This is a genomic window from bacterium (assembly GCA_020854115.1).
GTDB lineage: Bacteria > Patescibacteriota > Saccharimonadia > CAILAD01.
Window position 1 is genome coordinate 1 of sequence record JADZGC010000015.1, and the last position, 10,468, is coordinate 10,468.

At 47.4% G+C, this 10,468-nt stretch carries 10 protein-coding genes; 2 read left to right on the forward strand and 8 right to left on the reverse strand.

What is annotated here, in order from left to right; genetic code table 11:
- Window positions 1-4,137: hypothetical protein (locus IT415_02830; GenBank protein ID MCC7543620.1), on the reverse strand; the 4,137-nt coding region annotated here is incomplete at its 3' end.
- 130 nt (window positions 4,138-4,267) lie between these two features.
- On the opposite strand from IT415_02830, the gene ychF reads away from it, so the two are divergent.
- Entirely contained in the window at window positions 4,268-5,350 is a 1,083-nt protein-coding gene (gene ychF / locus IT415_02835) for a redox-regulated ATPase YchF (protein ID MCC7543621.1), read from the forward strand.
- 35 nt (window positions 5,351-5,385) lie between these two features.
- On the opposite strand, the gene IT415_02840 is transcribed toward ychF, so the two are convergent.
- The 5 genes from IT415_02840 to rpsF all read right to left on the reverse strand — a co-directional run bounded on the left by IT415_02840 (window position 5,386) and on the right by rpsF (window position 7,734).
- A complete protein-coding gene (locus tag IT415_02840) occupies window positions 5,386-5,784 on the reverse strand; it encodes a hypothetical protein (GenBank protein ID MCC7543622.1) in 399 nt (132 codons plus the stop codon).
- Between the two features lie 147 nt (window positions 5,785-5,931).
- Complete coding sequence (locus IT415_02845) at window positions 5,932-6,492, reverse strand: elongation factor P (protein MCC7543623.1); 561 nt, start codon at window positions 6,490-6,492, stop codon at window positions 5,932-5,934.
- 144 nt (window positions 6,493-6,636) lie between these two features.
- Complete coding sequence (locus IT415_02850; GenBank protein ID MCC7543624.1) at window positions 6,637-6,849, reverse strand: 30S ribosomal protein S18; 213 nt, start codon at window positions 6,847-6,849, stop codon at window positions 6,637-6,639.
- Between the two features lie 18 nt (window positions 6,850-6,867).
- Window positions 6,868-7,317 (reverse strand): single-stranded DNA-binding protein, encoded by a 450-nt coding sequence (locus IT415_02855; GenBank protein ID MCC7543625.1) that lies wholly within the window; start codon window positions 7,315-7,317, stop codon window positions 6,868-6,870.
- Window positions 7,318-7,353: 36 nt separating this feature from the next.
- Window positions 7,354-7,734: a 30S ribosomal protein S6 gene (gene rpsF, locus IT415_02860; GenBank protein ID MCC7543626.1), complete on the reverse strand. Its 381-nt coding sequence runs from the start codon at window positions 7,732-7,734 to the stop codon at window positions 7,354-7,356.
- Window positions 7,735-7,910: 176 nt separating this feature from the next.
- On the opposite strand from rpsF, the gene IT415_02865 reads away from it, so the two are divergent.
- Window positions 7,911-8,447 carry a hypothetical protein gene (locus tag IT415_02865; protein ID MCC7543627.1) on the forward strand — a complete coding sequence of 179 codons (537 nt, stop codon included), beginning with the start codon at window positions 7,911-7,913 and terminating at the stop codon, window positions 8,445-8,447.
- Window positions 8,448-8,672: 225 nt separating this feature from the next.
- On the opposite strand, the gene IT415_02870 is transcribed toward IT415_02865, so the two are convergent.
- Entirely contained in the window at window positions 8,673-9,269 is a 597-nt protein-coding gene (locus IT415_02870; protein MCC7543628.1) for a regulatory protein RecX, read from the reverse strand.
- A gap of 27 nt (window positions 9,270-9,296) precedes the next feature.
- Window positions 9,297-10,316, reverse strand: a complete 1,020-nt coding sequence (gene recA, locus IT415_02875) for a recombinase RecA (protein ID MCC7543629.1) — start codon at window positions 10,314-10,316, stop codon at window positions 9,297-9,299.
- Between the last annotated feature and the right edge of the window lie 152 nt (window positions 10,317-10,468).

A 10,468-nucleotide genomic window follows, 5' to 3' on the forward strand; every position in this document is an offset into this window, starting at 1 on the left:
GCCGGTAGCAAAGATATATGCATCTAGTCGCTGCACTTCTGGCGCAATAAATACATCACCCTTGACTAGAATACCCAGACTCGGTAATGCTGCAGCTAAATCTGTCAGATCACCCTTAGGATTATATAACGTCATTGTCGGAGCATTGATAGCCTCTATATTTCCATTTATCGTAAGATCTCCTGAAACCAACACAGTACCCTTACCCTTGTTGTATTTCTGAGTGGGCCCATTGAGTGTGCTGCCAGATACAATATAAAATGCAGGGCAGTTATTTAATCCGCCAATATCCTTACCATCGATGGTATCAAGTACATCATTAATGCCTCTATTAAACTTTTGCGCTCGTTTCGTCGGGTCTATCGGCGGACTAGCGGGATCATATGTCGTGCAAGAAGAGGCATCAGCGATAGCTTTCACACGATCAAAATAGTCAGCAATCTGATCAGACTGAAGGTTCAAACTATATGCCTCAAAACTCTGTGCACAAGGAGCTGCTGAGTCACCCTGACCGAAAAGATAGGCATTTGAGCTACAGAATCTACTACCACCCCCCACGGCGGCCATAACCATATGGGTCGTGTCATAGCTCGGATCTGAAGCCTTACGTACCCCCCTCACCCCAGGTGGTTGGCCAATGATACCCTGGCTCGTAATCGTATCAAGTGACGTAGTTGACCCATTCTGAACCCTGAGCCACGGGTGGTAGAAGGCTCTAAGTGTAATCACGCGACTACAGGTCTGACCAAATCCTGTCTCATTACCACTTATGTCAACATATGCCATACGCCATTTAAGAATCGTCGACCCACTTGTGATTGACGCTGCTTTCGGCCGTATGTTCACGTCCCTGAATTCATAACTATCAGGTTCAGCGATACTTGCCGTATCACTTAACTGGGAGTTATTATCCATCTCCCACAAATTCTTACTCTCTGCTTCAAGTATCAGCTTATGCTGCCCACCCGTAGGCCAGGTCTTCTTCCATATAGAATCACCGGTGTTTTGCATAGTAAAGTTGACTCGTACGGCTGTATCTAGGTTACCAGTAGCCCCTTCAAAGACGGAGTCGACATTCGTCGGGCCGCACAAAGCGTCATTGGGACATAGGTGAGTCAGTGGCGAAGCAGTCGTAACTGGTACTGAACTTGTGTTGCTCACTAATGACAAGGTCGCTGTACGCTGTAGACCGTCTTTGTAAACTTCAGGTATCGCAATATTGACTGCCCCTGATGGATTATTTATTGAGGCAAACTCAGCACCATCCATCTTTGCTACAAGTCTTTCTCCAGGAAGTGATCCCTGGATGGTGCCGGTAATTGCGCCACAAGTAATTGCGGCCGATTGCAGTTGAGGCGAGCGCTCTACGACCAAGAAAACATATCGTGATCGATTAGCATTCATGGTAACTGAGAAGGAATTAGCACTCGAAATGTAATATGACCACCCTGAGCCCGTATAGCAACTTGCAACCTGTCCTTCGTTACAGATGATATAACCTGTTATTTTCCAGCCAGGAGCTGCGCCACCAGGATAACTTACATTGTACGTACCGTAGTAAAGGTTATTTAACGAGAAAACATTTTCAGCCGGTGCAGTGCTTCCTGATTCTGACGTAGCATAGCCACCAACAGCCGGGTTAGTACTCGTGCGATTAAGTGACACTGAGTCAGAGGCACACCTCGAACTAAAGCGAGTGTCACTCGATGAACAAGGGTTTACATAACGCGATCCGTCTTTCACAACTACTCCAGCCGACAAAGTAGCCGGACGTGGCCTATACACCCAGTCCAATGTACGCGTAACATCCCTTGGTACCGAATTGGCCGCAACTGATACAGTATTCCCCGTCGATGTGCCAAAATCGCCCCGATAGCCATATACAAACCAATCTACAGAATCTGTTGCACTGACAGTCTGAGCCTGCGCCACATTCAGGCCACTTAGAGTGTATGGGTTATCTGCCCTCCCGCCGTCGTTATTAAGTCTCACTAGACTACCGGGAGGATTGACAGGCGCACCAAAGTCATCGATTTTCGAACCACGGATATTATACAAAGGCGTAGGGGGTGCACAGCTAAACGACCTCTCACCCACGAAGACATTAACCCCGTTATTATTCCCTGCTGCATCTTTTCCAATAGCAATAACTAAGGCTCTGTGTACTAACCCGTCTGAATACCTTGCCGGGACAGGCACTCTAAACCCATGATTGCCAGAGATACCGCGGGCAGCATTCACGTCTCCACGATACTGGTTGGCTACATACCAGGCAGTACCCTCGGCACTGGGATCGCCATCGAAATATACAGCCACACTAATACTTAATGAAGACACGTCCGGATCATAAGCCCACCCCGATATATAGCTACAATCGGCGGCATCATAATTCCCGATTGGCGGATTGTCACCCGGAGGTGGCACGGGCTTAAACACGGGGGCTATGATATAATTGCCAACACCGTTTGCAATGCCGGTGTAAATAGATTCTTTGCGCCATGCACCAGAGATGTCAGAGGGGGTATCCCTAAGACTTGTTCCTTCAGAGTATGTGTATACCCGTGATGGTGCCTGATAATCGGCTGAGCTAAAGTTTTCGTAGCCAGCAGGTGCACCCCAAGCAAAATCCCACACAACGCCATTGCAGTTTAGCTTTAATGTACCTTGACTCGGGACGCTAGCAGATAAGAAAGCCTGCCTATTCCCATTCATGAAATAACCGAAGCCCGTACGTTCGGTACAATTGTCTGGGCCTGAGCGATTAACAGCTAGGCCAAAGGTGCCCGGAATAGTATTTAGTGACGGATCCATTGGTCTGATTGTGTAACTGAGCTTGTGTAGCCCCCAACAATCAATATTCCCAGAAGCATATGCCTTCGGCAGAAACTTGTTGATCGCCCTGACTTGTGGCGACTTACTAATGCTAGCTTCTTCCGCTTTCTTCTGGGTGTTTGATTCTGGGAGCAAGAAGTACGAAGGGTCTACCTTACCACCATCCACTACTCGTTTTCGATAATCATCAAGATTATGACTACCACCTTTTGTTACTTTTTCGGCTCGAAACGCGATATACATCCCTGTATCTGATTTAAATACAGGTGTTGTATCGCCTGCTTTTTCTAACTTCTCAATATATTTCCAGGCGTTTTCTCCCATTCCGTCATAATGTTTGAATGGATCCTTAGCAGGATCATTCGTAACACCATTCAACGTCAAGGCTCGCACATACAGCCCATATGGATCGCTTAGGCGCTGATTATTGATTTCATCCGAAAGAGTTGGGTTAATATCGGTCTTACTAATAATTTGCTCTTCATTCGTATTCTGCTGCAAGAGCGGAAGAAACTCATCATTTAACCGCTTTTGTGCATCCCGCTCGAAAGCCAGCTTTCTCCCCTCTTCCAAGTCCATGACATTATCCCAGCGAACATAGATACCTAACAGATCATAAGAATCCAAAACTTGGCTACCCATTTTACTCTTCAGGAATTCAAGCTCTGACTTATGATCCTGTACGACCGATTCCCAGCCATATTGAGACTTATCATATGTGTACAGGCCTAGCTTACCACCCATAAGTTTGTAGCTTGGCTCCATAAATGCATCGATATCTGCTTGCGAATACTGGAGGCCTGTTTCTTCTGCCTTCGCCTTCAACCCAATCCGCAGCATAACTTCATCAGCCGCCCTACGTTCAGATTGCTTCACATCATCAACGCCATGCTTTTTGTCAAAATTAATATACCCTGTCTTAATCTTCTCAAACTCATCTTTTGTAACAGCAAAGCTACCATACTCAGCATAGTTCTCGGCCTTAGGTTTAGCATGCGTAATAACATCATTTAGTCCAGGAAAATACCTCAAGAGAACCAGCCAACCCGATCCAAGTAATGCTACCAACAAAAGAATGGCAAGTATTAGTTTCGGTGGCTTGCGTCTTTTTTTGTTAGGTTGACTGGCAACATTCGCCTTTGGAGACGAATCATTCTCTACAGTAGCATTCTCCGGCTTCACGATATCTCCAGCACTAGCAGATGCACCACGTGGACGATACGTTTCACCAGCCTTATATTTAGTCACAGGCTTAGAATTTTCACTTTTGTCATTTGCAGACAAACTATCTATTGTGCGGGGCATGCTTTTTCCACGTCATAATACTTACGTCTATGTTACCGTGCGACAATCATGAGCGCAAGCGTTTTACTCTTGATTCGCCTACATAGCTTGAAATCTGCCATTCCCTGTGGCTATCTGATACAATGTGCGGATGAGCAATCTAAGCATCGGCATCGTCGGTCTACCAAATGTCGGCAAATCGACCCTCTTTAATGCCCTAACCAAATCCGACATCCTAGCCGCCAACTACCCCTTTGCCACCATCGAGCCAAATGTCGGTATTGTCCCGCTTCCCGATTCGCGACTGAATGACTTGGCACACACCGTCCAAGCTGCGAAGACCGTACCTGCACCCGTCAGCTTCACCGACATCGCAGGGATCGTGAAGGGTGCTGCCGAAGGAGCTGGCTTAGGGAATAAATTCTTAAGCCACATTCGAGAATGTGCGGCTATCGTGCAGGTCGTGCGCGCCTTCGAGAACGACGACATCATCCATGTCGACAACTCAATAGACCCTGCGCGCGACATCGACACAATCAAGACCGAACTTATTCTCGCTGATCTCTCTACTGTCGATAAGGCCATTACCCGCCATGAAAAAGAAGCTAAGAACTCAGCAGACGCAAAGCAAGCTGTTGGCGATCTGCAATCCCTCCGCGCCACACTCGATCGAGGCGAGCTTGCGATCACTCAGTATGCCGAAGAACTCCCTCAGGCCGTACGCGAACTCCAGCTACTCACAGCAAAACCATTTATATATGCCTTCAATGTCGATGAGACTGGCTTATCTGACACAGCCAGGCATCAGGAGCTCATCGCAAGTGTCGCTCCCCTCCCCGCAATCGTACTTTGTGCCGAGCTTGAGTCACAGCTCAAAGATATGAGTGCCGAAGACGCGCGTGAGCTGTTGTCAGAATATGGACAACAAGAGTCTGGCTTGGAGAAGCTTGCGCATCTCGGTTTTGAGACGCTGGGCCTACAGACATACTTCACAGCAGGAGAAAAAGAAGCCCGAGCTTGGGTTATACCGCAAGGTGCTACTGCTCCAGAAGCCGCTGGTGTAATTCATACAGACTTCGAGAAAGGCTTTATTAAGGCCGAGGTTGTAAACTACGAGGATTTCATCAGGCTCGGTGGCTGGTCCGGTGCGCGTGAGGCTGGCAAGGCTCGCCTCGAAGGTCGTGATTACGTCATGCAAGATGGCGACGTCGTACTGTTTAAATTCAACGTGTAAATAAAAAGCCCGATCTGTCGATCGAGCGATCTGTGCTAATCAAACAAAGCTGCGCGTATCTCACGCAAGAAATTTGTCGGCACTATTTTGGTCTTCTCGCGCTGATGGTGCTCACCAAACTCCGGATCGGTCCAGCTTGCAACCCGCGACTTGCACCTCTCGACCATACCGCGGTCGAATATACCCATGCACATGGGGCTTGGATCAGGTACGCGAAAAGCATTGTTCATCAGCCAGCAATATGTCACCAGATCAGTACCAAGCTGTTGCTCATACATACGATCAAGCTGTTCGATGACCTGCCAGTATTCATCCTTCTCATGGGGAGTCAACGACGCCTTGTCTGGCGCGTGCCTGAGCAGCGTCATGTATGCTCCGCCCAAGTAGTACTGATCTTGAGCCAGGACTACTCGCCACAAGCTGGTCTCAATCACAACTACATCGCCTTCGGGATCATTCAGTACACGTCAAATCTCACAGCCATCTACTCGCTCGTAATCCAAGGTGCTTTCATTTGTCGCTTATCAAGACCTAGAAAGTATAGAATTCGTGATGCTCTAGACAAGCATAGGTATGATGAATTACTTCACGCGTTCGAGATATGCGCCAGTACGAGTATCGACCTTGACCATATCGCCAGCCTTAATGAAAAGTGGGGCTTGAACTTCGATGCCAGTCTCGAGCTTCACGGCCTTGGTAGCGCCAGCAGCCGAGTTGCCTTTGTCAGAACCAGGAGCTTCCACTACCTTGAGCGGTACATTCTTCGGCCATTCGAAGCCAATAATTTGATCCTGGAAGAGATAACCTTCGATCTCGCCTCCTTCGAGGATATACTTTGGCAAGTCGGCATCAATCTTCGTCGAGACTTCATGGGTCTCATACGATTCCATATCCATCAGGGAGTGAGTGTCACCCTGCGTATACAGATACTGGAGCTTCACGCGCTGCAGGTCAGCCGGCTTCACGCGCTCATCATTGCGGAAGGTACGATCAATCACCCCGCCTGTGATGAGGTTCTTGAGCTTAGTATTTACAATCGAGCCACCACGACCCATCTGCTTCTGGGCATAATCTACTACCCTATAGGGCGCTCCATCTATCTCGATAAGCGTATCTTTACGTAAATCAGTTGGTCCGTACATATTAAAAATCTCCTATGATTTAGGAGGCATGTAAGCTTGGATGAGCTGCAAGGCAGCGGCGAGAATCGCAGTGCAGCTTAGTAGACGTAAGTGCAGCGAGACTCACAGGCGCTAACGAAGCGGCTCGCCAAGACCGCATGCCGTTTATTTGACAACGAATGGCAAAAGAGCCAGATGTCGAGCCCGCTTCAAAGCCTTCGCCAAGAGACGTTGATGCTTCATCGATGCGCCAGTGCGCTTACGCCCTTCGATCTTACCGACACTATTTACATAGCGCTGCAAAAGCTTCACGTCTTTGTAGTCAATAACTTCGACTTCTTCGCTATAGAGCTTATTTTGTTTACGAAATTCTGCCATTATATTCCTTTCAATTCCTTAAAACGGGATGTCATCCAGATTAATCTCATCGTCGCCCATATCTTCGATATCTGCAGCAGGCTTACCAGCCTTCTTTGGTGCCGGCGCATCGCCTGAACCACCACCATCTCCGGGTCCACCGATGAAATTAATGTCTGTGGCCACGATCTCGGTACGCGAACGCTTACTACCGTCCTGAGCTTCCCACTGACGCGTCTGGAGTCGCCCAACGATCAATGCCCGTCGACCCTTAGTGAGATACTGACTGACAAGCTCACCCAACTTACCCCCTGCAACGACATCATGATATTCAACAGCGTCCTTACGATCCCCACTCTGTGGATCTTGCCAACTACGATTGGTTGCTATTGCAAAACTTGCAACTGATTGGCCTGATGGTGTTGTGCGCAGTTCAGGATCACGCGTCAAATTACCCATAATGATTGCTTGATTGAAGTCCTTTGCCATGACTCTTCCCTTTCCTAAATTCTAAATACTACTTCGTTATTCTTGTACTTCGTCTTCGGCTTTGCTTTGCGTCTTGTCTGTCTTAGTAGACTTCACCTTAGTAGGGTCAGATTTTGGCTTGTTGATCGCCTTCACATCTTCAAGTGACACAACCAGATAGCGCATCACTTCATCAGTAATACGCAAGGTATTATCGAGTGGCTGCACCTGAGCTGGATCAAGAGAGACTTGATAGAAGACATAGAGTCCCCAATCTTGCTTTTTGATCTTATAGGCAAGCTTACGCTTTCCCCAATTGTCTTTCTTCTCAATTTTTCCGCCGAGACCGGTTATAACGGTCTCAATCTTGGCTGTCGCCCGCTCGAGGTCTATCTCGAGATCTGGGTGTAACACTACTGCAACTTCGTATTGTCGCATGAGCTTCCTTTCTGTGGTTCCCCGCTCGGCACTATCGTCATCCGAGTGTGCCTCACAGCTTCATCGAAGCCTCTAAGAACTTCGATAAAAAGGTATTAATTTATTCTTACAATACCGTAATTGTACCGAAAATACTTGATTCGGTCAAGTGCGGGCTATGCGCGTATAATCATCGTATGCAATACCTCGCGTCCAAAATCCGCGGCTCTTGGCTTGTTGACTCACATAGTAGCGATATGCCACTCATCGGCTTGATAGAACGGATTATTCTTGACCCTGGATCCCTACAGGTAGTCCTGTTTGGCCTCGGCACCGGGGACAAGCAACCTGTACGTCACTATATACGAGCTGATCAGGTGATAGTCGACAAAACCAATGGACTTATCTCGGCTTCGTTTGAATCTGCAGGAAAAGCAGAAGATTTCATTCGCGAACAAGACACACTAAGGACTCATTGCGAACTGCTACACTATAAAGTAGTCGATGGTGCGAATAAGTATGTCGGTCGTGTGCACGACTATAGCCTTACCGTGCCGCTGTTACGTATTGAGAAACTGCACATAACCACCCCAATCTGGCGCAGACTAAAAGACACCCATCGCATCATTACACGCTCTCAGGTAATAGATGTGGATTGTACAAAAAAGTTAATTCGCATCAAAAATAGTACAGCTACTCAACGTAGCCGTGCCAGCCAGGCCATACCCGCATAAATTTGTTGTACAAAATACTACAATGTTCGGTTCTTGTCTGCTTGTGCTTATCAAGCTAGAGGCATAGTATAGAGAACAAAAGGAGGGTTGTGGGCTTGATAACTGTAGCACTCTGGCTAATAGCCATCGCTGTTTGCGTCCGCGCGGTAGTGGTGTCTCGCTAGAAAAAATAGAACGAGAAAACGACAAAGAGATATATATCAACTTGCTGCGAATTAAGAGAATCTATTCGATATCAGATATTGCTTTCTGGATATCAGAATACCGAAAGCCCTTTCGTAGCAGATATTGAATCAGTTTTTCAAGCGTCGTGTAATGCGAACGCTTTTTTTGTACAAGCTGCTTAATTTGTGTATACACAATCCGATTATCAATTTGGTTCAAATACCTATCAATAGTATGTCTATCAATCTGTTTCTTGATTAGTTCAGCTCGAATCGTAGCGAGCGAGCGGTTTTGCTCAAGGCGCATACGAACCCACCGTTCAACAAAATCTTCGTCGTCTAAACACTTGTCTCGTTGCAATCTCTGCAACAGTGCCTCAACCAGATAAGAATCGTATTCTTTGCGCAATAAATACGTGCGCACCTCCCCCACACTCCGTATCCGATACGAGATATACCGCAGCGCTGCTGCATACATCTTCGACTCGATCGAACGATCTTTGAATTCTTCTATTTGCTCAGTTGTTACTTCATCGCCAACGTGTAACCCGTATAAAGCAACATGATAGTCAGACAGACCACAAACAAAATCACCATCCACGAGAACATTGATAAAACCTGCCCGACGCTGTGGCTTCAAGTCTGTAATAATCGACATATTTAAAGCCACCCTACTTGGAGCCTATTACTTACCAGCTTTTGCTAACTCGCGAATCTGCTTATCGAGCTCTGCCACAACCTTTGGATGTTCATCGAGGAAAGATTTCGCTGCTTCGCGACCCTGACCAATCTTTTCGTCCTTGTATGAAAACCAAGACCCGGCTTTTTGAATTAGTTCATATTTGACGGCAAGATCGATCATATCGCCCGACTTCGAGATACCTTGATTGAACATAATATCGAACTCAGCAATCTTAAACGGTGCTGCAATCTTGTTTTTTACCACCTTCACCTTTACGTGGCTACCGACACTCTGATCACCATCCTTAATCTGCTCAGTACGACGAATGTCTAGGCGTACTGAGGCATAGTACTTCAAAGCATTACCACCCGCAGTCACCTCTGGATTCCCAAACATCACACCAATCTTCATGCGGAGCTGATTAATGAATATGACTGTACACTTCGACTTACTAATCACACCGGTCAACTTACGAAGTGCCTGACTCATTAAGCGAGCCTGCAAGCCAACGTGCGCGTCCCCCATCTCGCCTTCAATCTCAGCCCGTGGTACCAAAGCAGCCACTGAGTCAACAACAACTATGTCTACCGCGGCCGAGCGCACCAATGTCTCGGTAATTTCGAGTGCCTGCTCACCGGTGTCCGGCTGCGAGATAAGTAAGTCATCCAAGTTTACACCAATCTTAGCTGCATATTCCGGGTCGAGTGCGTGCTCAGCGTCGACAAAAGCCGCTAGGCCACCCGACTTCTGCACTTCTGCGACTGCGTGCAAAGCCAGCGTAGTCTTACCGCTTGATTCAGGTCCATAAATCTCAATGATACGACCCTTCGGAATGCCGCCACCAAGCGCGAGATCCAGTGCAAGACTCCCCGTAGGAATTGTCTCGACATGCACATGCATCCCCTCGCCCAAGCGCATAATCGAACCTTTACCAAACTGTCGCTCAATCTGATCAACTGCCAGCTCGACCGCCTTTAAGCGAGCGGCTTTCTCGTTCTTCGTGTTCTTCGGATCTACTTCCATTACAACATTCTCTTTCATCTTAGTTGACTTGTCGGCTTGAACCACTGGCATATCACCACTCCTATCTTATATGAATTATCTTGAATCGATAATACCGAACACTTACCGATCATGTCAAGCGTGTTTTGTTCGTAATAAAAATTGGCCGTCCC